General features: G+C 69.3%; 18 protein-coding genes and 1 riboswitch. Of the genes, 6 read left to right on the top strand and 12 right to left on the bottom strand.

All coding sequences use genetic code 11. The features are described 5' to 3' along the window. Positions 1-11 precede the first annotated feature (11 nt). Both ABE487_RS07860 and ABE487_RS07855 read left to right on the top strand, forming a co-directional pair. On the top strand, positions 12-767 hold the full coding sequence (locus ABE487_RS07860) for an S-methyl-5'-thioinosine phosphorylase (protein WP_346452702.1): 756 nt from the start codon (positions 12-14) through the stop codon (positions 765-767). Between the two features lie 93 nt (positions 768-860). Further along, positions 861-1067: a cold-shock protein gene (locus ABE487_RS07855; protein WP_241946029.1), complete on the top strand. Its 207-nt coding sequence runs from the start codon at positions 861-863 to the stop codon at positions 1065-1067. A gap of 237 nt (positions 1068-1304) precedes the next feature. Here the strand turns inward: ABE487_RS07855 and dld are convergent, their stop codons facing one another. The 4 genes from dld to ABE487_RS07835 all read right to left on the bottom strand — a co-directional run bounded on the left by dld (position 1305) and on the right by ABE487_RS07835 (position 6256). After that, positions 1305-3005, bottom strand: a complete 1701-nt coding sequence (dld, locus tag ABE487_RS07850) for a D-lactate dehydrogenase (protein WP_346452701.1) — start codon at positions 3003-3005, stop codon at positions 1305-1307. Beyond that, a complete protein-coding gene (gene lldD / locus ABE487_RS07845; protein WP_346452700.1) occupies positions 3002-4144 on the bottom strand; it encodes an FMN-dependent L-lactate dehydrogenase LldD in 1143 nt (380 codons plus the stop codon). Before lldD ends, dld begins: the two co-directional genes overlap by 4 nt. 11 nt (positions 4145-4155) lie before the next feature. Then, the gene (gene lldR, locus ABE487_RS07840) at positions 4156-4959 is read right to left on the bottom strand and encodes a transcriptional regulator LldR (RefSeq protein ID WP_346452699.1); all 804 of its coding nucleotides are present in this window, start codon (positions 4957-4959) and stop codon (positions 4156-4158) included. Between the two features lie 367 nt (positions 4960-5326). Beyond that, a complete protein-coding gene (locus ABE487_RS07835; protein WP_346452698.1) occupies positions 5327-6256 on the bottom strand; it encodes a LysR family transcriptional regulator in 930 nt (309 codons plus the stop codon). Positions 6257-6308: 52 nt separating this feature from the next. Here ABE487_RS07835 and ABE487_RS07830 point away from each other — a divergent pair, with 52 nt between their 5' ends. Beyond that, the gene (locus ABE487_RS07830) at positions 6309-7097 is read left to right on the top strand and encodes an NAD(P)H-dependent oxidoreductase (RefSeq protein ID WP_346452697.1); all 789 of its coding nucleotides are present in this window, start codon (positions 6309-6311) and stop codon (positions 7095-7097) included. Between the two features lie 55 nt (positions 7098-7152). Here ABE487_RS07830 and ABE487_RS07825 read toward each other — a convergent pair whose 3' ends face one another. The 4 genes from ABE487_RS07825 to ABE487_RS07810 form a co-directional block, all read right to left on the bottom strand. Then, positions 7153-7785, bottom strand: a complete 633-nt coding sequence (locus ABE487_RS07825; protein WP_346447682.1) for an NAD(P)H-binding protein — start codon at positions 7783-7785, stop codon at positions 7153-7155. A 110-nt stretch (positions 7786-7895) separates the two neighbouring features. After that, entirely contained in the window at positions 7896-9767 is a 1872-nt protein-coding gene (gene btuB / locus ABE487_RS07820; RefSeq protein ID WP_346452800.1) for a TonB-dependent vitamin B12 receptor, read from the bottom strand. 128 nt (positions 9768-9895) lie between these two features. Further along, a riboswitch (cobalamin riboswitch) is annotated at positions 9896-10114 on the bottom strand. 20 nt (positions 10115-10134) lie between these two features. Next, positions 10135-10494, bottom strand: a complete 360-nt coding sequence (locus tag ABE487_RS07815; protein WP_346445828.1) for a TfoX/Sxy family protein — start codon at positions 10492-10494, stop codon at positions 10135-10137. Further along, a complete protein-coding gene (locus ABE487_RS07810) occupies positions 10491-10973 on the bottom strand; it encodes a GAF domain-containing protein (protein ID WP_346445829.1) in 483 nt (160 codons plus the stop codon). The genes ABE487_RS07815 and ABE487_RS07810 overlap by 4 nt, the downstream gene beginning before the upstream one ends. 72 nt (positions 10974-11045) lie before the next feature. Between ABE487_RS07810 and bioD the strand changes: the two genes are divergently transcribed. Further along, positions 11046-11747, top strand: coding sequence for a dethiobiotin synthase (gene bioD / locus ABE487_RS07805; protein WP_346452799.1), 702 nt, complete (start codon positions 11046-11048; stop codon positions 11745-11747). Positions 11748-11793: 46 nt separating this feature from the next. On the opposite strand, the gene ABE487_RS07800 is transcribed toward bioD, so the two are convergent. The 3 genes from ABE487_RS07800 to ABE487_RS07790 all read right to left on the bottom strand — a co-directional run bounded on the left by ABE487_RS07800 (position 11794) and on the right by ABE487_RS07790 (position 17013). Then, complete coding sequence (locus ABE487_RS07800) at positions 11794-14976, bottom strand: efflux RND transporter permease subunit (RefSeq protein ID WP_346449688.1); 3183 nt, start codon at positions 14974-14976, stop codon at positions 11794-11796. Between the two features lie 64 nt (positions 14977-15040). Beyond that, on the bottom strand, positions 15041-16228 hold the full coding sequence (locus ABE487_RS07795; RefSeq protein WP_346452884.1) for an efflux RND transporter periplasmic adaptor subunit: 1188 nt from the start codon (positions 16226-16228) through the stop codon (positions 15041-15043). Positions 16229-16239: 11 nt separating this feature from the next. Next, complete coding sequence (locus ABE487_RS07790; RefSeq protein ID WP_346452797.1) at positions 16240-17013, bottom strand: helix-turn-helix domain-containing protein; 774 nt, start codon at positions 17011-17013, stop codon at positions 16240-16242. A gap of 180 nt (positions 17014-17193) precedes the next feature. On the opposite strand from ABE487_RS07790, the gene ABE487_RS07785 reads away from it, so the two are divergent. After that, complete coding sequence (locus ABE487_RS07785; protein WP_346452883.1) at positions 17194-18393, top strand: efflux RND transporter periplasmic adaptor subunit; 1200 nt, start codon at positions 17194-17196, stop codon at positions 18391-18393. A gap of 4 nt (positions 18394-18397) precedes the next feature. Next, positions 18398-21616 (top strand): multidrug efflux RND transporter permease subunit, encoded by a 3219-nt coding sequence (locus tag ABE487_RS07780; RefSeq protein ID WP_346452822.1) that lies wholly within the window; start codon positions 18398-18400, stop codon positions 21614-21616. Between the two features lie 58 nt (positions 21617-21674). Here ABE487_RS07780 and ABE487_RS07775 read toward each other — a convergent pair. Then, the coding region (locus ABE487_RS07775; RefSeq protein ID WP_346448448.1) for a transposase at positions 21675-21781 on the bottom strand (107 nt) is incomplete at its 5' end.

Genomic DNA, 21781 nt, shown 5'->3' with positions numbered 1-21781 from the left:
GAGACTTCGCGATGACCGCATCCATCGACCTGGCCGTGATCGGCGGTACCGGGCTGTACGCACTGGCCGAGCTGCAGGATGTCGAGGCGCACCAGCCGGTGACGCGCTATGGCGGCCTGTCGGGCCCTGTGCGGATCGGCACGCTCGACGGCCGCCGCGTGGCATTCCTGGCGCGCCACGGCGAGGGCCATTCGCTGCCGCCGCACCGGATCAACTACCGCGCCAATCTCGCCGCGCTTCAGGCGCTCGGCGCCTCGCGGGTGCTCGCGCTCAACACCGTGGGCGGCATCACCGACCGTTTCGGCCCGCGCGTGCTGGCCTGCCCCGATCAGTTGATCGACTACACCTGGGGCCGGGTGTCGACGTACTGCGAGGAGGAGGGCAGCGAGGTGCTGCACGTCGATTTCGGCGATCCCTATACGCCTGCGCTGCGGCGGGCGGTCGTCGATGCGGCCGGGCGCGCCGGCGTGGCGCTGGTCGACGGCGGCTGCTATGGCGCGACCCAGGGTCCGCGACTGGAGACCCGGGCCGAGATCGCGCGCATGCGCCGCGATGGCTGCGACCTGGTCGGCATGACCGGCATGCCCGAGGCGGGCCTGGCACGGGAGCTCGGTCTGGATTACGCGTGCCTGGCCATCGTCGCCAACTGGGCGGCCGGGGCCGGCCCCCAGGTCGATGAGGTCATCACCTTCGAGGACGTGCTCGCCAACGTCACCGCGGCGTCGTCCGGCATTCCGGCCCTGCTGCGGGCGCTGCTCGCGGCCTGATTGCCACGGCGGTAGCTTGCTTTGCATACTCGGGCCGCCGGTCGCTCCTTGCAGGCGGGCCGGTATCACGTATCCAGACGAGGTCAGACGTTCATGCAATACGGCACAGTGAAGTGGTTCAACGATGCGAAGGGATTCGGGTTCATTGCGCCCGAGGACGGCAGTGCGGACGTATTCGTCCATTTCTCGGCGATCAACTCGAGTGGTTTCCGCTCGCTGCAGGAGGGGCAGCGGGTGAGCTACGAGGTGACGCAGGGACCGAAGGGGGCGCAGGCCTCGGGTGTGGCGCCGGTCGCCTGACCGCGCGCGCAGCCACAAGAAAGCCCCGCGTGAGCGGGGCTTTCTTGTGGTTCTTCACCCAGATGCGGGAACGGGCGTTCCACTTTGGATGGGCAGGGACGTGCCAGCCAGGAGCCGGTCGTCCGTCGTGGGCGCCTGCCGGGTACCGCGCCCAGTCGCGGCCCGATTCCGCTGGGTGGTCGCGGCACTCGGCAGGTGCTGGACACTGTGCGATGGCGGGCCGATAAGCGCGCGCGATCATCGCGGACAGTCGCCGTCGCGCCAGTGCGCACCTTTTGGGGTGTGGCCGATGCCTGGGTTGAAGCTGTTGGTCGGGTCGAGCGCGCGATAGAACGCGGCCAGCGCCGGCTTGGCGGTGTAGAGATGGCCGACATTGTGCTCGGCCGGGTACTCGGCGCCACGTGCGTCGAGCAGGGCCCACATCGCATGCTCGATCGCCAGAGGGTCGTGGCCGGCCTTGACGATGTAGTCCTGGTGAAAGACGTGGCACAGGAAGTGTCCGTAGTACAGCCTGCCGGCGAGCGCGGATGCGATCGACGGCGGCAACGTCTCGACCCAGTCGCGATCGTTGCGGCGCAGCGCGATGTCGAGCGCGACGATGTCGGCGACCTGGCGCCGGTGCACCTCGCGGTAGCGGACCGCCGCGCCGGCGATGGCGAAGCGATGCAGGAAGGCCTTGCGGCCCTCGTCGGCGGTGCAGCGGAACCAGCTGCCCGATGTGGCTGCGGCGAAATGGCGATCCAGAAACGCCTCGGTCGCGGCCGCCTGCGGGGTGCCGACCTTGAGCAACAGATGGTGCGCATAGCGCTCGCGGAAGTCGCGCAACCGGCGCGGCAGCTGGTCGGGTAACAGCGAGACGAGCGCCTGCAGCGCCCGGTCGCTCGCGCCGCGCAGGCCGATACGCTCAAGCACGCCGTCGATCCGGCTCTTGAGCGCGAACGCTGCCGGGACCTTGTCGGTGCCGAAGCGGTCGATCAGCAGGAACACGTCCTTGCCGTACTGAGCGCCGATGTCGAACGCGTCGCGGTGCACGTACTCGCCGGCGATCGGCAAGTCGTCGGATGCGCGCAACAGGTGACGGCGGATCGCGGTGAGGTCGTCGGGCTCGTTGCTGCCGATGTAGAGCACGGTCGCCGGCGCGCGCGGGAAGGTGTCGAGCCGCACCGCGAACACCGCCAGCCGGCCTGCCGAACCGGAGGCCTCGTGCAGTCGCGAGGGGTCGGCGTTGTAGCGTGCCGGCGTGGGCGCATCGACGTCGCGCACGTCCTGCGCGTAGCGGCGGTCCGAGGCGACGCGATCGGGCGGGTCGCGGACATCGCGGGTGCGGTAGTCGCCGGCCTCCAATCGCGCGAGCATCATCTCGGGGTCGTCGCCCAGTTCGATGCCCAGGTGGTTCACCAACCGCAGCGTACCGTCGGTGTCGCGCTGCGCAAACAGCGCCAGCTCGGTGTAGGCCGGACCGCGGCGCACCAGCGCGCCGCCGGAGTTGTTGCACACGCCGCCGAGCACTGAGGCGCCGATGCACGACGCACCGATCACCGAATGCGGCTCGCGATCCAACGGCGCGAGGGCTTTTTCCAGCCGGTCGAGCGTTGCCCCCGGCAGGCACACCACTTGCTGGCCGCCGTCGAGCAACTGGATGCCCAGCAGCCGCCGCGTGCTGACCAGTACGATGCCGCGGTCATAACCGTTGCCGTCAGGCGTCGACCCACCGGTCAGGCCGGTGTTGGCCGCCTGCATCAGCACGATCGCGCCAGCGTCGAGCACCGCCTGCAGCACCTGCCACAGCGCCACCAGACTGCCCGGACGGACGACCGCGAGCACCGGCCCGTCGCCGAAGCGATACCCCTTGCGGTAGCGCCGTGTCGCACGCATGCCGGTCAGCACATGACGGCGGCCGACGATACCGCGTAGCCGCTCGACCAGCCCCGGTGTCATCGCGGTGGCGCAACCAGGGTATCGCCGCCGATGTCGGCGACGGTGCGCGCGCCGGTCAGCGTCATCGCCACGCGCATTTCCTGTTGCAGCAGGTCGAGCAGGTGTGCCACCCCCGCCTGGCCGGCCGCGGCCAGCGCATAGACGAACGCACGGCCCAGCAGCACTGCATCGGCGCCCAGCGCCAGCATCCGCACGATGTCCAGCCCGCTGCGCACGCCCGAATCGGCGAGGATCTTCAGCGACCCGCCGACGGCGTCTGCGATCGCGGGCAGCGCATGCGCGGTCGACAATACGCCGTCGAGCTGACGCCCGCCGTGGTTGGAGACGACGATGCCGTCGGCGCCGAAGCGCACCGCATCGCGGGCATCGTCCGGGTCGAGGATGCCTTTGATGACCATCGGTCCGCGCCAGAATGTGCGGATCCATTCCAGATCCTTCCACGCAATCGACGGGTCGAAGTTCGCGCCCAGCCAGCCGATGTAGTCGGCCAGTCCGGTCACAGCGCCGCGGTAGGCGGAGATGTTGCCCAGATCGTGCGGGCGCCCGCGCAGACCCACGTCCCAGGCCCAGCGCGGATGCGTGGCTGCCTGCCACAGGCGGCGCAGCGCGGCGTTGGGGCCGCTCATACCCGAGTGCGCGTCGCGGTAGCGCGCGCCGGGCGTGGGCATGTCGACCGTGAACACCAGCGTGCTGCAGCCGGCGGCCTGTGCGCGTTCGAGCGCGGCGCGCATGAAGCCGCGGTCGCGCAGCACGTACAACTGGAACCACATCGGCCGGTCGATCGCGGGTGCGACTTCCTCGATCGCGCAGACCGACACCGTCGACAGCGTGAACGGGATGCCACGCGAAGCCGCCGCGCGGGCCGCCTGGACTTCGCCGCGGCGCGCATACATGCCGCTCAGCCCGACCGGTGCGAGCGCCGCGGGGAAGGCCAGGCGCTCGCCGAACAGTTCGGTCGACAGGTCCAGGTCGGCGACATCGCGCAGCACCCGCTGGCGCAGGGCGATGCCCTCCAGGTCGGCGACGTTGCGACGCAGGGTCTGTTCTGCGTACGCGCCGCCGTCGATGTAGTGGAACAGGAACGGCGGCAGCCGCCGCTGGGCGGCGGCGCGGTAGTCGGTCGAGGCGGCGATGATCATGGCGCTCGCCTTCAGCTGTGCGACGGCGGCAGGCGCGAGGCGCGGGCGCGGCGCGCTTCGTTGTCATCGAGTTCGCGTAGCGAGCTGTGCACGAACGCCAGGTGGGTGTGCGCGGCGGCGCGTGCGCCCTCCGGGTCACCCGACAGGACGGCGTCGCGCATCGCCCGGTGCTGCATCAACAGCGGCTCGAAGGTGCGCGCCGAGACATAGAGCGTTTCGCGGCTCTGCGAGATATTGGTCTGCAGCAGGTCGAACATCCCGCGCATGACCTGCAGCAGCACCAGATTATGCGAGGCCTCGGCGATGGACAGGTGGAATGCGGCATCGGCGCGCGCCTCGCCGGCGGGATCGTTGCGGCCATGCAGGGCCGTCATTGCGTCGAAGGCATCGGCGATCCGCGCGCGGTCCTCGTCGGTCGCGCGCAGCGCGGCGTGCCAGGCAGCCATGCCCTCCAGTCCGTGGCGGATCTCCAGGACGTCGTAGCGGTACTCCGGATCGCTCCGGAACACGCTGATGAATGGTTGCAGCGGCGCGATGCGCGGGGTTGCGGGTGCGTCGTGCGCACACAGGTAGGTGCCGCCGCCCTGGCGTGCATGCAGCACGCCCTGACTCGCCAGGTGGGCGATCGCCTCGCGCAAGACGGTGCGCGACACGCGCAGTTCCAGCGCGAGCGCGCGTTCGGCCGGCAGGCGATCACCGGGCCTCAGCTCGCGCGCGTCGATCAGTGCCAGCACGCGGTCGACCACCTGGTCGGACAGACGCAATCGGCGCGCGCCGATCGTGTCGGGGCGGGTCGCTGGGGCGGGAATGCGCATCCGGGAATCCATCCATGTCAGTTCGCCTGCAGCGATGACGATCATCGGCGCGGAGGCGGGGCGGTGAACCGAGGCGGGTCCGATTCGCGCCCGGCAAGCGCGGATCAATGGACCGCATCCGGCGCGCCACGGCCAATTGGTATGACCGATTCGAAGGCAGGGCGCGCTCAATACCGGGCAATCTTAGCGAACTGAGCGGGTTCAACGTCAACGCGACCAAGGTCGCAGATATGTGGTCATACCAATGTGAGGGGCGCTGATGTTCGCAGCCGGTGCGCGCCACACCGTCGCGCAGATGCGCGTCGAAGGTCTCGGCCTATGCGGCGGCAGAGGGCGGCCGCCACGCACCGGGGCGCGGCTGGTCGCCTCATTCCATACCGGCGATGTGCGCACGCAGCCACTGGTGGGCCGGGTCGCGATGGACACGCTCGGGCCAGAGCATCAGCAGGTCGAAGCCGGGAATGGCGATCGGCGGTGCGACCACCCGCAACGCCGGGTTCGCCTGGACCAGGCGCGAGGGCAGCATCGCCACCAAGTCGCTGGTTTCCAGCAACGCCGGCAGCGCCAGAAACTGCGGCACCGACAGCACGACGCGACGGGCCATGCAGCGCTCGGCGAGTGCGCGGTCGGTAGCCCCATCGAAGCCGCCGCCGTCCGGCGAGACGATCGCATGGTCGAGCTTGCAAAACTGCGCCAGTGTCGGGCGACGCTTCAATCCAGGATGTCCCGCGCGCCCGACCAGCAGGTAGCGCTCGGTGAACATGCGGCGCCAGCGCAACGTGGGCGGTGCCTCGGCGTTGGTCAGGAACGCGAGGTCGACCTCATCTTGCGCCGTACTGGCGGCCATCTGGCCCGGTGGCCGTTGCACGACCGCCAGGCGCATCCCTGGCGCGGCGATCCGCAACGTGGCCAAGGCCGGGCGCAGGACCGTCAGTACGCTGTAGTCGAAGGCGGCGACGCGCCACGTCTGGCGGGCCTGGGCGGGCGTGAAGGGCGGGGCAGGCGCGACCGCCTGGGCCAGCGCCGCCAGCGACTGCCGCAGCGGCTCGCGCAGCGCATCGGCGCGTGCCGTCGGGCGCATGCCGCGCGGTCCTGGCAGCAGCAGCGGGTCGTCGAAGAAATCCCGCAGCCGTGCGAGCTGGGCACTGATGGTCGGCTGCGCCAGATGCAGACGCTGCGCGGCGCGGGTCACGTTGTGCTCGATCAGCAACGCGTCGAGTGTGCGCAGCAGGTTGAGATCGAGTCCCCGCAAGGTATTGCGCATGACGATACCTGGAATGGTGAGAATCCATTTCAACTATAGGATTCCCATCGCTACCTTGTGTGCATCGTCCTTGCGAGCCGCGCCGATGCATGTCCTGCTGGTCCACGCCCATCCAGAGCCGACCTCGATGACCCGTCGTCTGGTCGACATCTCGACCGACGTCCTGTCTGCGCAGGGTCACATGGTGACGCAATCCGATCTGTACGCGGCGCGCTGGAAGGCGGTGTTCGACGCCGACGACTTTCCCCATCGCCTCGACCCCGAGCGCTTGTCGTTCGTGGCCGAGTCGCGCCATGCCTTCGCTCATGATGGTCAGACGCCGGACGTGGTGGCCGAACAGCGCAAGCTGATGGCGGCCGATGCGGTGATCCTGCATTTTCCGCTGTGGTGGTTCGGCATGCCGGCGATCATGAAGGGCTGGATCGACCGGGTCTGGGCCTACGGGCTGGCCTATGGCTACGGCGATGCCGGCAACGCCCACCGGTACGGGGAGGGCGGGTTTGCGGGCAAGCGTGCATTGCTCGCGGTGTCGGTCGGCGGTCCCGAGGTGGACTACTCGCCCCGCGGCATCAATGGCCCGCTGGAACAGTTGCTGTTTCCGATCACCCACGGTGCTTTGTTCTTTCCGGGCATGCAGGTGCTGCCCACTTTCGCGGTCTACGGCGCGGGTGCGCTCGACGCGCAGGGCCTCGCGTCGGCATCCCAGGCGTGGCGGGCGCGGCTGGCGGGGCTGTTCGAGCAGGCGCCGATCGCGTTCCGGGCGCAGAACGGTGGCGATTACCCCGACCGCCACGTGCTGGCCGCGGAGGTCGCGCCCGGTCGAAGCGGGTTGATGGCGCATATCGCCGATTCGGATGCCCAAGCGGGATGCTGACCTGCGGCGGGCGGTGCCCGTCCGGCTGGGCAGCGTCCCCGCCTGCGCCGTGACCTCAGCGCGGACGCCCGATGAACGGCGTGCAGTGGAGGAAGTCGCCTGATTCGAGGCAATCGATCACGAAGCCAGCCACCTCGTCCCGGGTGACCGTGCGCAGTTGCAGCGACGGCGGGACGGACAGGGCGACCTGCCAGTCGCCGCGTCCACTGCGCGCGGTGAACGGCGCGGGCCGCACCAGCGTCCAGTCCAGCCCTGAGTCCTGGATCAGCGCCTCCTGGCGTTCCTTGTCGGCATAGCGGTGGCGAGTGACCAGCGGAAAGACGATGCGGTTGTACAGCCAGCCGCCGTGCCCGCGCGTCTCGCCCGCGCCCACGCCGGTGATCGCGATCAGGCGCCGCACGCCGCTGTCGCGCATCGCGGCGATCGCTGCACGGGTCGCATCAGAGAACACCGTCGTCGGCCTCGGGCTGGCGACGCCCAGGCTCATCACGACCGCATCGTGCGCGGGCATGCGTTGCGCCAGGAAGCGGGCGTCGTCGGGGCGGCCGACTACGATGTCGACGCCCGCTGTGGCGGTGAGCCGATCTGCCGACCGCGTTTGCGCCGTGACCCGGTGGCCGCGCGCCACCGCCTGCGCGACCAGCCGTGTGCCCACGCCGCCCGACGCGCCCATGACGAATACGCGCATTGCTGTCCCTGCCAAGCCGGTGCCGGCCGACAGTCTCGCAGATGCCGGGCGATGCGGCCGGGGGGGGGGGGGGGGGCGAGGCGGCCCGCCCCCCCGCGACCGGCACCGCGTCAGCGCGCGAGCGGCTGCCAGCGCAACGCCAGGCCGTACTCGCGCCCGGGCTGGCGGTACCACGCCACCGTCTCGTAGTCCTTGTCGAGCAGGTTGGTCGCCCGCGCCTCGAGCGTCCACGCGGGTGCGAACGCCCACGCCGCACGCAGGTCGAGGGTGCCGTAGCCGCCGACGCGCAGCGTGTTGGCGGGGTTGTCGTAGCGGCCGCCGGCGCCGCGCAGCGTAGTGCCGATGCGCAGGTCGCCAAAGCTGCGATCGATGTCGAGCCGGCCGCTGCTGCGCGCGCGTCGGGCGAGCAGGTTGTCGCGGTAGGTGCCCTGGCTGCGGTCGCGCGGGTCGACGTGACTCAACTCGGTCGACAGGTCCCAGCCGGCGAGGGTGGTCGCGAACGTCAGCTCGGCGCCACGGATGCGGGCCTCGTCGATGTTGCTGCCGCGACCGACATAGTCCGGCGGCGGGTAGACGAACACAATCAGGTCGTCGATGCGGCTCTCGAACACGTCGAGCGACCAGCGCCACTGGGCCGCCTGCTGCGAGATGCCGAGATTCACGCTTTTGGCGCGTTCCGGTTTGAGGTCCGGGCTCTCCGAACCGGGGAAGTACAGGTCGTTGAAGGTCGGGGCCTTGAAGCCGGTCCCGGCGCTGGCGGTCACGCGAAGGCCGTGGGCCAGCTCCATGCCCCAGCCCAGGCTGCCGGTGCCGTGGCCGCCGAACTGCTCGTTGTCGTCGTGGCGCAGGCTCGCCTGCAGGCGATGCGCGCCGAAGCGGCCGCGGTACTCGACGAACGTGGCGTAGTTGTCGCGCGCCGTCACCGCGTAGCGGGTGTCGCTGTCGACTTGGTCGGCCTGCCAGTCGAAGCCCAGGCTCAGGCCCTGGGTCGGCGCCAGGCCGAAGTCGGCCTGCACCGAGGCGGTGTCGCGGCGGGTGTCGATGCGGCCGACATGACTGCGCGTGCCGGTGTCGGCATCGCGGAAGGAGGTGCTCGACTTGTCGTAGGCACGGCCGGCCTGCGCGGTCAGGCGCACGACGTCCGAGGGCGCGTAGGTCAGTGTTCCGCCTGCCACCTGCTGCACGATGTCGGCCTCGTTACCGCCGAAGAGGCTGCCGTCGAACTGATTGAACGCGTCGGCATGCAAGGCATGACCTTCCAGCCGCAGCGCGTCGGTGAGCTGCACGCCGGCGCGCAGGTTCAGCGAACGGTTGCGGTAGCCGTCGCGGTCGGGCTCTTCGACGAAGCACCCCTGGAACAACGCCGACGAGCCGCGGCAGGCATCGATGCCGTCGGTGCGCTGGAACGCTGCATCGACACCGAACCAGCCCCGGCCGCTGCGGCCGCCGATGCCGGCGCTGGCTTCGCGCAAGCCGTGGCTGCCGGCGCCGATTCGTGCGTGCGGCGCAATCGCGCCGTCGTGGCGGCGGGTGAAGATCTGGATGACGCCGCCGATCGCTTCCGAGCCGTAGAGGCTCGAACGCGGGCCGCGTACGATTTCCACGCGCTCGATCTGGTCGACCGGCAGGTCCTGGATCGCCGGCATGCCGGCGGTCGCGCTGCCGATGCGTACGCCATCGACGAGCACCAGTACGTGGTCGGATTCGGCGCCGCGCAGGAAGATCGAGCTCAGCTTGCCCGGGCCGCCGCTGTTGCCGATCTGGATGCCGGCGCGGCCGCGCAGCAGCTCCGGCAGGTCGCGCGCCTGGCTGCGTTCGATCTCGTCGCGGTCGATGATCTGCGCCGGCACGAGGGTGTCGGCCAGCGCGGTCTGGGTGCGATTGGCGGTGACGAGCACGGCGTCGAGTTCGCCGGGAGCGGCGAGCGCCGACGGAGCGAGCAGGGCAGTGGCGATCGCCACGGTCAAGGTGCGGAACGGCATTGCGGTCTCCTTGCGCGCGCGCATCGAACGCGCGGCGGGCGGGCGAAGATCGCGGGAACGGGCGCACACGGACCGCCGTCCAGGCGCAAGGCGCACCCGGAACGTCGTCGCAATGCCCGCCGCATCGCAATCAGGTGGAACTTCGAGGCCGGTCTCCGGACTTGCGCGTGGGCGGTCTGAGCCCAGGCGTCGCGCCTTCCCGTGCACAGGGCACAGTGGCGAGAAGCGACGCTTGCACACGCTTACCGTTGCGGGGGCAGTGCCGGAATGGGGTTGCCTCGCGGCGCCCGCACCGGCTTCCCGTTTCAACCCAGGCAGGCCGGGTCACCGCGAAGCAGGCGCGATTGTACGCCAGCGCTCGTCCGGTTCAGCGTGCGTCGGGGTCGCCCGGCATCGCGTCGTCGCGATCGGCCGCGTCGTGCACGATCGTGGTGACCGGGCCGCCCGCGGTCCGTGCGCGCGGGTCGGGCAGTTGTGCGGTCGCCGCTTCGGCGGCCTCGGTCAGCTGCAGACGCCGAGCTTCGGGGACCTCCTGCCAGTGGCAGTCCAGCAGCGCGCCCTCGATCGAGTACAGCAGGTTGAGGCTGGGTCGGAAGCCGGCCCGGCGCACGCGCACGAAGGCCTCGACCGCGCCCGCTGCTTCGAGGTCCTCGCGCGTGCGCAGCCCCACCTGTCGCAGCCACGCCGCCGACTTCGGCCCGAGGTTGCGCAGCTTCGGCGCGCTCAACGCGCGTGCTCGACGTAGAGCCGTGCGAGCGCCTCCAGCCCGGCCTGATCGTCGGCGTCGAACCGGGCCGGCAGCGGACTGTCGAGATCGAAGACGCCGATCAGGCGGTCGCCGTCGACCAGTGGCACGACGACTTCAGACCGCGACGCAGCATCGCAGGCGATATGGCCTGCAAAGGCGTGCACGTCGTCGACCCGCTGGGTCTGCCGGGTGCGCGCTGCGGCGCCGCACACGCCCTTGTCGAGCGGAATACGCACACAGGCCGGCAGGCCCTGGAACGGGCCGACGACCAGTTCGGTCCCGTCGTAGAAATAGAAGCCGACCCAGTTGAGGTCGGGCAGGGCGTGGTAGACCAGCGCCGAGAGGTTCGCGGCATTGGCGATGGGGTCGGATTCGCCGTGCAGCAGAGCGCGGGCCTGTGCCGCGAGCGCGGCATACTGGTCGGCCTTGCTGCCGCTCAGAGGTGTGGATGTGAACATGTCGCGCAGTGTAGCAGCGGGGTCGCACCCGCCCGGCCGCGCCGTCGCTGGCGTCCCGATAGGCGCACCGGTATGAGCGCGCGCACGTGCCTGGTCACCGGGACCGATACCGGCATCGGCAAGACCCACGCCAGCGTGGCGCTGCTGCAGGCCTTGCGTGCCGATGGTCGCCGCGCGGTCGGCATGAAGCCGGTCGCCAGCGGCTGCGATTGGCAGGACGGTGGCTGGCGCAATGAGGATGCGCTGGCGCTGCAGGCCGCCAGCCGGCCCCGGCCGGCATACGCCGACGTCAACCCGGTGGCCCTGCCCGAAGCGACCGCGCCGACCCTGGCCGCACGCGCGGCCGGCGTGATCGTCGATGCCGCCGATCTGCACGCGGCGCACGCGCGGCTCGCCGCGGCGGCCGATGTGGTGCTGGTCGAAGGCGCTGGCGGCTGGGCTGCGCCGCTGGCCGAGGGCATCGAACATGCGGACCTGGCGCGGTGGCTGGGCGGCGCAGTGGTGCTGGTGGTCGGGCTCCGGCTCGGCTGCCTGAGCCATGCCCGGCTAAGCGCACGCGCGATCGCGGCCGACGGCTGTCGGCTTGTGGGTTGGGTCGGCAACCGGATCGATCCAGAGTTCTCGCGCGCAGACGACTATCTCGGCCTGCTTGCCGATGCGCTGCCGGCGCCGTGCCTGGGCGTGCTGCCGTTCGTCGGCGACGGGGGCAGCGCCGACGCGGGCGCCCTGGTGCTCGATCCGGCCTGGATCGACGCGCTGCCGCGCCGGCTCTGATCGAGGGCGTGGCATCCGCGGCATGCGCCGCGGATGCCCGACGTGCTCAGTGCCCCTGGGGCACCGGCGTCGCTGGGTTGCCGTCGTGCCCGTCGGCGTCCGTGGCGGCCACCGCGCCCCGGTCGTGGCTGTGGTCGCGCGCCAGCAGCAGGTAGAACGCCGGCAGCACGAACAGCGTGAACGCGGTGCCGATCGACATGCCGGCGGCGATCACCAGGCCCATCGAGAAGCGCGCCGCCGCACCCGGACCGCTGGCGATCAGCAGCGGCACCATCGCGAACACCAGCGCGGCCGTCGTCATCAGCACCGGTCGCAGGCGGATCGCGGCGGCCTGCTCGATCGCCTCGGCCTTGCTCAGACCTTCGTTGATCTGCAGCTTGTTGGCGAACTCCACGATCAGAATGCCGTGCTTGGAGATCACACCCACCAGGGTGACCAAGCCCACCTGCGTGTAGATGTTGATCGACATGCCGGGGAAGGCCTCGATGCCGGCGAACTGCAGGATGCCCGACACCAGGCCCAGCGCGTTGAGCACCAGCAGTGCGCCGCTGATCGCCATCGGCACGGTGATCAGCATGATCAGCGCATCGCGGAAGCTCTCGAACTGCGCGGCCAGCACCAGGAAGATGATCACCAGCGCGAACGCCAGCGTGATCAGCATCGTGGTGCCTTCCTGCTTGAACTGCCGCGACTCGCCGGCGTAGTCCACGCTGTAGCCCTGCGGCAGCACGTCGGCGGCGATCTCGTCGAGGACCCGCAGCGCCTCGCCCTTGGTCACGCCCGGTCGCGGCGCGAAGGTGATGCCCACCGCATTGAGCTGCTGGAAGCGCTTGAGCGACTGCGGCTGCGCGCTTTCCTTGAACGAGACCACCGTCGAGAGCGGGATCAGCTCGCCGCTGCGGGTACGGGTGTAGTAGTTGCCGAGTTGCTCGGCATTGAGCCGGTCGGCGCGCTGCACCTGCGGGATCACCCGGTAGGAGCGGTTCTGCATCGCGAAGCGATTGACGTAGCCGCCGGCGAGCAGCGCGCTCATGTCAGCCGCCAACGTGCGCATGTCGATGCCCAGCAGCGCCGCCTTGTCGCGATCGATCTGCACCTCCACGCGCGGCTTGTCGATCTTCAGGTCCTTGTCCAGGAAGATGAAGCGCCGGCTCTGCTGCGCGCGCGCGACGACCTCGTCGGCGATCTCCGACAGCTGCGCCAGCGAACCGATGCCGCCGATCAGGAACTCGCCGCCGCCGTCGCCGCCGGCCGAGGGCAGCGACGGCGGCACCAGCGCGAAGATGTTCAAGCCGGTGATCTCGGCAAGCTTGGGCTGCAGGTCCTGCTGCAGCACCTGGTTGGTCGAACGGTCGCGCTGGCTCCAGGGCTTGAGCACGAAGCCGCCCATCGCGCTGTTGCTGCCCCCCATGCCGCCGAAGCCGCCGTTGAACAGGAAGAAGTCGTTGATCTCGGGGATCTGATCCACGATGTCGGACATCTCTTCGGTGTAGCGCTCGACATAGTCCAGCGTGCTTGCCGCATCCGCGCTGCCGATCGCGAACACGAAGCCTTCGTCCTCCATCGGCGCCGGTTCCTTGGGCGCGCCGATGTACAGGAATGCGCACGAGACCAGCACCACCGCGCCGAAGGCCAGGATCACGCCGCGGGTCTGCAGCGCGCCGTGCAGGCGTCGCTGATAGCCGTGCTGCAGGGCGTCGAAGCGGCGGTCCAGCCACGCTTCCAGGCGGCTTTTGCCGCTGCCCTGACCATGCGGCTTGAGGATCTTGGCGCACATCATCGGCGTAAGCGTCAGCGCGATCACGCCCGACAGCAGCACCGAGCCGGCCAGCGTGAACGCGAATTCGGTGAACAGCACTCCGGTCAGTCCGCCCTGGAAGCCGATCGGCAGATACACCGCGATCAGGGTCGTGGTCATCGCCACAACCGGCCACGCCAGTTCGCGCGCGCCACGGATCGACGCATCGAACGGCGTCATGCCCTCCTCGATGTGGCGGTGGATGTTTTCCAGCACGATGATCGCGTCGTCGACCACGATGCCGATCGCCAGCACCATCGCCAGCAATGTGAGCAGGTTGATCGTGAAGCCCATCAGCAGCATCAGGAACAGCGCGCCGACCAGCGACAGGGGCACGGTGATCGCCGGGATCAGCACGCTGCGCAGCGACCCCAGGAACAGGTAGATGACCACGATCACGATGATCACCGCTTCGATGATCGTGCGGATGACCTCGTTGATGCCGTCCTGGATCGACTCGGTGCTGTCGTAGGGGATCGTCGCCTCGATGCCCTCGGGCAACTGCGGCACGATCTCGTTGTCCCAGGCGCGGCGCACGTCCGCGATCACGTCCAGCGCGTTGGCGTCGGGCGAGACATAGATGCCCATGAACGTGGCCGAGGCCCCGTTGATGCGCACCGACGAGCCGTAGTTCTCCGAGCCCAGCACCACATCGGCGATATCGCCCAGGCGCACGATCGCGCCGTCTGCCTCGCGCACCACCAGCGCGCGGAACTCATCGGGCGTGCGCAGATCGGTGCGCGCGGTGAGATCGACCGCCACCATCTGGCCCTTGGTCGAGCCCAGGGCCGAGAGCACGTTGTTGGCCTGCAGCGCGGCGTGGACATCGCTGGCGGTGACGCCCAGCGCGGTCATCCGGTCGGGCTTGAGCCACACCCGCATTGCAAATGCGCCCGGGCCCATGATCTCGGCACGCTGCACGCCTGGGATCGTCGCGATCTTCGGCTCCACCGCGCGCGTGAGGTAGTCGGTGATCTGGTTGTCGTCGAGCGTGTCGCTGGCGAACGAGACATACATCGCCGCGACCTGCTGGCCCTGCTGCAGGTCGATGACCGGATTCTCGGACTCGGCCGGCAGTTCGCTGCGCAGCTTGTTGACCTTGGCCGCGATCTGGGTGAGGGCCTGGTTGGGATCGTAGTCCAGGCGGATGTAGGCCTGGATCACGCTCACGCCGGCCGAACTGGTCGAGGTGATGTAATCGATGCCTTCGGCACTGGCGACTTCGCGCTCGAGCGGCGTGGTGATGAAGCCCTGGATCAGGTCGGCGTCGGCGCCGAAGTACGTGGTGCTGATGTTGACGACCGCATTCTGCAGCTCGGGGTACTGACGCACATTGAGTTCGGAGAACGCGCGCAGGCCGAACAGCAGGATGAACAGGCTGACGACCATCGCCAGCACCGGTTTGCGGATGAAGATGTCTGTGAATGTCATCTCGTTCTCCCCCGCGCATCGCAGCGCGGGTCAGGGAGCGGGGCGGGCCGGAGCCCGCGCGGCGTCAGCGGTTCTCGGGCGTCGGCGCGTCGTCTGCGGACGGCTGGACGCGGTTGTTGATCGTCACCACCGCGTCGTTGCGTAGTTTCAGCAGGCCGCTGGTGGCCACGCGCTCGCCGGGCTTGAGGCCGTCGGTCACCGCGATCAGGTCGCCACGCGTGGGGCCGGTGGTGATGAAGCGCTGGCGCACCGTCAGCGTCGGGCCCTGTGCGCCCTCCTTGGGCGCGTCGGCCTTCTCGTCGCCGCGCTGCTCCGACACCACGTAGACCGCATTGCCGTAGGGGTTGAAGCTGACCGCCGTCTGCGGGATCACGACCACATTCTGCGCACCGCCGACCGCCAGGCCGACGCGTGCGAACGCGCCTGGACGCAGCCTGCCATCCGGGTTGGCCAGCGTCGCCTGCACCTGGAAGTTGCGGGTGTTCGGGTCGACCGCGGGCTCGACTGCGGTGATCGTGCCCTCGAAGCGCGCGTCCGGCAGCGCGTCGACCCGCGCCTCGATGGTCGCGCCTTCCTGGATGCGGGGGAGCTGCTGCTCGGGCAGGGTGAAGTTCAGGAAGATCGGGTCGAGCTGTTGCAGGCTGACGATCGCGGCCCCCGGCGCGAGGTACTGGCCGAGGTTGACCTTGCGGATGCCCAGCACGCCGTCGAACGGTGCGCGGATGGTCTTCTGCGCGATCAGCGCCCGCTGCGCATCGACCTGGGCCTGCGCCGTTGCCGCCTCGGTGGCACGCTGCTCGACCTCGGCCTGCGAGACGAGCTGATCGCTGCCGAGTTCGCGCCAGCGGTCGCGCTGCACCGCCGCCAGCTTGGCGGCCGCCTCGCTCGAGCGCAGTACCGCCAGCTCGTTGTCGGTGTTGAGCTCGACCAGCACCGTGCCGGCCTTGACCGGCTGGCCGGGCTCGAACGACAGCCGGCGGACCACGCCGCCGGCCTCGGTGGTGACATCGGTGCCGTTGACCGCGACCAGGGTGCCGACCGCTTCGAGCGGCGTCGTCCATGCCTGCTCGACCGCATCGAACGTGGTGATCGCCACCGGTGGCTGCGGCATGTCGTCGAAGAAGGCGTTGACCGCACGTCCCGATAGGAACTTGGCGAGGAACACGCCGCCGAACACCAGAACGGTGATCAGCAGCACGACGAACATGCGGAGGCGGGGACGCGGGGCGCGTCGGGGCTCGGTCCTGGACATAGGGGGTTCCGTCAGGCGTAGGAAGGAGGGCAGGGCAGTGCGGGAGCGATGCTGGACCAGTCGGTCCCGAAGACGTCGCGGCTGACGCGGTCGATCAGCGCGTCGAGCGCGGCGTCGTCGCCGGCATCGACCAGCGGCTGCCAGCCGTAGCCGTTGAACAGGTACTGCAGATGGCGGATCAGCAGTCGATAGGGGTGGCCGATCACGGCCGTGTCGATCAGATCGCGCTGCTGCACCAGCGCCTGCAGCCCGACCGACATCATCCATGGGCCCATCGTCAGTGCCGGGATCGGGAGCGTGGACGACGGCAGCTCGCCGTTCGCGCGGGCTTCGGCCGCGATGCCGTCGATCAGGTCGCCCAGCGGCGCGAATGCCGCCAGCGCCCGGCGCCGGCTCTCCGCCGACGCAGCGCCCCAGACCATGTCGGTCCAGACGAACTGCGCCAGGCGGAAATGCTCCGGCTGCTCACGCATGATCAGCAGGTCGGCCAGAACCACGGCCAGCATCCGCTCACGCGTGGGGCCTTGCCAATGCGCCGCACGCTCGAACAGCTCCACCCGGCTCATGCAGTTGCGTGTCGCCAGGGCCACCAGCAGATCTTCCTTGCTGGCGAAATGCCGGTACAGCGTGCCGATCGCATAGCCGCATTCCTCGGCGACGCGCGCCATCTGCAACGACATCAGCCCGTCGCGCTGGATCTGCGCCTGGGCGACATCGAGCAAGGCGATCTCGCGCTCGGCGATCTCGCGCTGGCGCCGGGCGACAGTGGCGCTGGTGACGGACATGAGGAACCTGAACAGGAACGGCGGCGCATTGTGAATCAAGTTCATTTTGTGAGCAAGGTTCATGGCCGCTTCGGGGAGCCGAGTGGCGGAATGACTTCCTGCACGGTGCAGATCGGTTGCCTAATTAGCTATACTGGCCGGTATAGTAAATCCCGTTCGACTCCTCCCCCAGGTCCTCCCATGCGCCGAATCCTGTCCATTGCCGTGCTCGCCGCGGCGCTTTCCGCCTGTGGCAATCAACAGGAACAGGCGGCGCCGCCGCCACCCGAAGTCGAGGTGCTGACTGTCCAGCCGGGCGCGCAGCCGCTGCGCCAGGATCTGGTCGGCCGGCTCGCGCCGTTCCGCAGCGCCGATGTGCGCGCCCGTGTCCCCGGCGTGCTCGAGCGTCGTGTCTACACCGAAGGCAGCGACGTAAAGGAAGGCGACGTGCTGTTCGTGATCGATCCGGCGCAACTGCAAGCCGCGCTCGGTAACGCCCAGGCCGCCGAAGCGCAGGCGCAGGCGCAGTACACCAACGCCAAGACCGCCGCCGACCGCGCACGTCAGCTGGCGCCCACCGACTTCATCTCCAAGTCCGACCTCGACAACGCGCTGGCGACCGAGCGCAGCGCGCAGGCTTCGCTGGAAGCGGCGCGGGCGTCGGTGCGCAGTGCGCAGATCAACCTAGGTTACGCCACCGTGCGCGCGCCGATCTCGGGCCGCGCCGGCAAGCAGCAGGTCACCGAGGGTGCGCTGGTCGGACAGGGCGATGTGACGCTGCTGACCACCGTCGACCAGATCGACCCGCTGTACGTGAACTTCTCGATGAGCGTGTCGGACATGGAGGCGCTGCGCGCCAAGCAGGTCGACCGCAGCGAGCAGGCCTCGGTGCAGGTGCGGTTGCAGGATGGCACGGTCTACGAGCACACCGGCAGCCTGGACTTCTCGGCCGACGTCGTCGACCCGGCGACCGGCGCCATCGCGCTGCGCGCCACCGTGCCCAATCCCGACCGCCGCCTGCTGCCGGGCACGTACGTGACCCTGGTCGCCGACATGGGCCGCCAGGACGGCATCTACGTGGTGCCTCAGGCCGCGGTGCAACGCGACGCGACCAGCGCCTTCGTGCTCGTCGCCGGTCCCGACGACAAGGTCGCGCGCAAGGACATCAATCTGGTGCGCGCCGACGGCGGCAACTGGATCGTCGATTCGGGTCTGGCGGCAGGCGACCGGGTCATCACCTCGGGCCTGCAGCGCGCCCAGATCGGCGCGGCGGTGAGCCCGAAGCCGGCTCAGGCCGCACCGGCTGCCGCCGCCACGCCGGCGTCCGGCGCGCCGGCCCCGGCGCCTGCCGCGCCGCCGGCTGCCGATGCGCCGGCCCCGGACGCCGCCGACCAGGACTGATCCCATGCCCAAGTTCTTCATCAACCACCCGGTCTTCGCCTGGGTCGTCTCGATTCTGATCTCGCTCAGCGGCCTGATCTCGCTGCTGAACATGGGCGTCGAGTCGTATCCGTCGGTAGCGCCGCCGCAGGTGACCATCTCGGCGACCTATCCCGGCGCGGATGCGCAGACCACCGAGCAGGCGGTGACCCAGGTCATCGAGCAGCAGCTCACCGGCATCGACAATCTGCTGTACTTCAGTTCGACGTCCAGCGCCAATGGCCGGGCCAGCGTCACGCTGACCTTCGAGACCGGCACCGACAGCGACATCGCCCAGGTGCAGGTCCAGAACAAGGTCGCCCTGGCCACGCCGCGGCTGCCCAGCGAGGTGGTCCAGCAGGGCGTGGTCGTCGCCAAGGAGAACACCGGCTTTTTGATGGTGGTCGGCCTGCGTTCGAGCGACCCATCGATGGACCGCAATGCGATCAACGACCTGATCGCGGCCCGTGTGCTCGAGCAGTTGGCGCGCGTGCCCGGCGTCGGCAATACCCAGCACTTCGGTGCCGAGTATGCGATGAACATCTGGCTCAATCCCGACAAGCTGCAGGGCTACGGCCTGTCGGCGACCGAGGTGCTGGCGGCGGTGCGGGCGCAGAACGTGCAGTTCGCCGCCGGCTCGATCGGTTCCGACCCCGCGCCCGAGGGCGTGGGATTCAGCGCGACCGTGTCGGGCGAAGGCCGTTTCAGCACGCCCGAGCAGTTCCGCGACATCATCCTGCGTACCGACGCCAATGGCGCGGTCGTGCGTCTGGGCGATGTGGCGCGGGTCGCCTTTGGTCCGTCGAGCTACGGCTTCGACACCAGGTACAACGGCCAGCCGACCGGCGCGGTCGCGATCATGCTCCAGCCCGGCGCCAATGCGCTCGGCGTGGCCGAGGCGGTGACTGCGCGGCTCGACGAGTTGTCGGCCACGTTCCCGCCCGGCGTCGAATGGTTCAAGCCGTTCGACAGCACCACGTTCGTGACGATCTCGATCAAGGAAGTGGTCAAGACGCTGATCGAGGCGGTCGTCCTGGTGTTCCTGGTGATGCTGCTGTTCCTGCAGAACCTGCGCGCGACGATCATCCCGACCCTCGTGATCCCGGTCGCGCTGCTGGGCACGTTCCTGGGCCTGAGCGCGCTCGGCTTCACGGTCAACCAGCTGACGCTGTTCGCGATGGTGCTGTCGATCGGCATCGTGGTCGACGATGCGATCGTGGTGATCGAGAACGTCGAGCGCATCATGGCCGAGGAGCACCTGCCCCCGCGCGAGGCGACGATCAAGGCGATGGGCCAGATCACCGGCGCAGTGGTCGCGATCACCGTCGTGCTGGCCGCGGTGTTCATCCCCAGCGCGCTGCAGGGCGGCGCTTCGGGCGAGATCTACAAGCAGTTCGCGATCACCATCGCGGTGTCGATGGGCTTCTCGGCGTTCCTCGCCCTGGGCTTTACCCCAGCGCTGTGCGCCACGTTCCTCAAGCAGCACGAGCCGCACGGCAACAAGCGCGAGAACGTGGTCTTCCGCGTCTTCAACAAGTACTACGACCGCATCAACGACACCTATGTCGGCCACATCACCAGCGTCGTTCGGCATTCGCCGCGCTGGATGGTGCTGTTCGTGCTGCTGGCGCTGGTCTGTGGCCTGCTGTACGCCAGGCTGCCGAGCAGCTTCGTGCCCGAGGAAGATCAGGGCTATGCGATGGTGATCGTGCAACTGCCGCCCGGCGCCAGCCTGCAGCGCACGCAGGCGGTCATGGACCGGGTCTACCAGACCTTCCGCGGCCAGGAGAACCCGGAAACCGGCGAGCGGACGGGCGGCGTGCCCGGCTTCAAGAACATCCTGCAGGTCTCGGGCTTCAGCTTCGTGGGCATGGGCGAGAACGTCGGTATGGCGTTCGTCGAGCTCGAGCACTGGGACGAGCGCGACGTCAGCATCGACGAGTTCGTCAATCAGGCCAACGGCATGCTCTACGGCGCGGTGCCCGAAGCGCAGATCTTCGTCGTCAATCTGCCGACGATCCAGGGCCTGGGCCAGTTCGGCGGCTTCGACATGTACCTGCAGGACCGCACCGGCCAGGGCCAGGCGGCGTTGACCGAAGCCCGCAACAAGCTGCTGGCCAGTGCCGCGGGCAAGTCCGACACGGTCGTGGGCGTGCGCCCGAATACCCTGGAGGCCGCGCCGCAGTTGGGTCTGCACGTCGATCGCGTGCAGGCGCAGGCAATGGGCCTGTCGGTGCAGGACGTCTACAACGCGATCCAGCTGATGCTCGCGCCGGTGTACGTCAACGACTACTTCTCGGAAGGACGCATCAAGCGGGTGAACATCCGTGCCGACGCGCCCTACCGCACCGGTCCGGAGTCGTTCGAGCGCTTCTATACCCCGGCGCCGGGCACGGCCGCCAACGGCCAGCCGGCGATGGTGCCGCTGAGCAACGTGGTCTCGGCCGAGTGGGGTACCGCCTCGCCGTCGCTGAGCCGCTACAACGGCTACTCGGCGGTCAACATCGTCGGCGCCCAGGCGCCCGGCCGCAGCACCGGCGAGGCGATGGCGGCGATGGAAGGCATCGTCACCGACGAGTTGCCGCCGGGCTTCGGCTTCGACTGGGCGGGCATGTCCTACCAGGAGATCATCGCCGGCAACACCCAGACGCTGCTGCTGGTGCTGTCGGTGGTCGTGGTGTTCCTGTGTCTGGCCGCGCTCTACGAGAGCTGGTCGATCCCGGTGGCAGTGCTGCTGGTGGTGCCGCTGGGCATCCTCGGCGCGGTGGTGTTCACGATGCTGCGTCCGGGGCTGTCGAACGACCTGTTCTTCCAGATCGGCATGATCACCGTGATCGGTTTGGCGGCGAAGAACGCGATCCTGATCGTGGAGTTCGCGGTGCAGCAACGGGCAGAGGGCAAGACTCTGCGCGAGGCGACGGTCGAGGCGGCGCGGTTGCGCCTGCGGCCGATCCTGATGACCTCGTTCGCGTTCATCCTGGGCGTCACGCCGATGGCACTGTCGACCGGCGCCGGCTCCAACGCGCGCCACGCGCTGGGCACCGGCGTGATCGGCGGCATGCTGTTCGCGACGTTCCTGGGCCTGCTGCTGATCCCGGTGTTCTTCGTGATCGTCCGGCGCGTGCTGGGCGACAAGATGGACGAGCCCGATCCCAAGGCGATCGCCGCGCATCAGGCGCGCAACGAGACACCGCAGGCCCACTGAGGCGCGCGGTGGCATGACCCAAGGGCCGTCCCGTGCGCGGGGCGGCCCTTTTTTTGGTTCATCGCTGAATTCCGGGGAAGGCTGCGCGGATCTTCAGGAAGAAGTACTCCTGATCGCGGTACCCGTAGGCACGGCGCTTGATGACCTTGATGGTGTTGTTGATGC

Origin of the sequence: Luteimonas sp. TWI596 (assembly GCF_039674105.1) — a bacterium.
Classification (GTDB): Bacteria; Pseudomonadota; Gammaproteobacteria; order Xanthomonadales; family Xanthomonadaceae; genus Luteimonas.
Note: the sequence above shows the minus strand (reverse complement) of the source record. Positions and strands in the feature narration are given on the sequence as shown.

Coding starts and splice junctions, on each gene's coding strand:
- ABE487_RS07860 (WP_346452702.1), top strand. CDS start 12: ATGACCGCATCCATCGACCTGGCCGTGATCGGCGGTACCGGGCTGTAC.
- ABE487_RS07855 (WP_241946029.1), top strand. CDS start 861: ATGCAATACGGCACAGTGAAGTGGTTCAACGATGCGAAGGGATTCGGG.
- dld (WP_346452701.1), bottom strand. CDS start 3,005: ATGACACCGGGGCTGGTCGAGCGGCTACGCGGTATCGTCGGCCGCCGT.
- lldD (WP_346452700.1), bottom strand. CDS start 4,144: ATGATCATCGCCGCCTCGACCGACTACCGCGCCGCCGCCCAGCGGCGG.
- lldR (WP_346452699.1), bottom strand. CDS start 4,959: ATGCGCATTCCCGCCCCAGCGACCCGCCCCGACACGATCGGCGCGCGC.
- ABE487_RS07830 (WP_346452697.1), top strand. CDS start 6,309: ATGCATGTCCTGCTGGTCCACGCCCATCCAGAGCCGACCTCGATGACC.
- ABE487_RS07825 (WP_346447682.1), bottom strand. CDS start 7,785: ATGCGCGTATTCGTCATGGGCGCGTCGGGCGGCGTGGGCACACGGCTG.
- btuB (WP_346452800.1), bottom strand. CDS start 9,767: ATGCCGTTCCGCACCTTGACCGTGGCGATCGCCACTGCCCTGCTCGCT.
- ABE487_RS07810 (WP_346445829.1), bottom strand. CDS start 10,973: ATGTTCACATCCACACCTCTGAGCGGCAGCAAGGCCGACCAGTATGCC.
- bioD (WP_346452799.1), top strand. CDS start 11,046: ATGAGCGCGCGCACGTGCCTGGTCACCGGGACCGATACCGGCATCGGC.
- ABE487_RS07800 (WP_346449688.1), bottom strand. CDS start 14,976: ATGACATTCACAGACATCTTCATCCGCAAACCGGTGCTGGCGATGGTC.
- ABE487_RS07795 (WP_346452884.1), bottom strand. CDS start 16,228: ATGTCCAGGACCGAGCCCCGACGCGCCCCGCGTCCCCGCCTCCGCATG.
- ABE487_RS07790 (WP_346452797.1), bottom strand. CDS start 17,013: ATGTCCGTCACCAGCGCCACTGTCGCCCGGCGCCAGCGCGAGATCGCC.
- ABE487_RS07785 (WP_346452883.1), top strand. CDS start 17,194: ATGCGCCGAATCCTGTCCATTGCCGTGCTCGCCGCGGCGCTTTCCGCC.
- ABE487_RS07780 (WP_346452822.1), top strand. CDS start 18,398: ATGCCCAAGTTCTTCATCAACCACCCGGTCTTCGCCTGGGTCGTCTCG.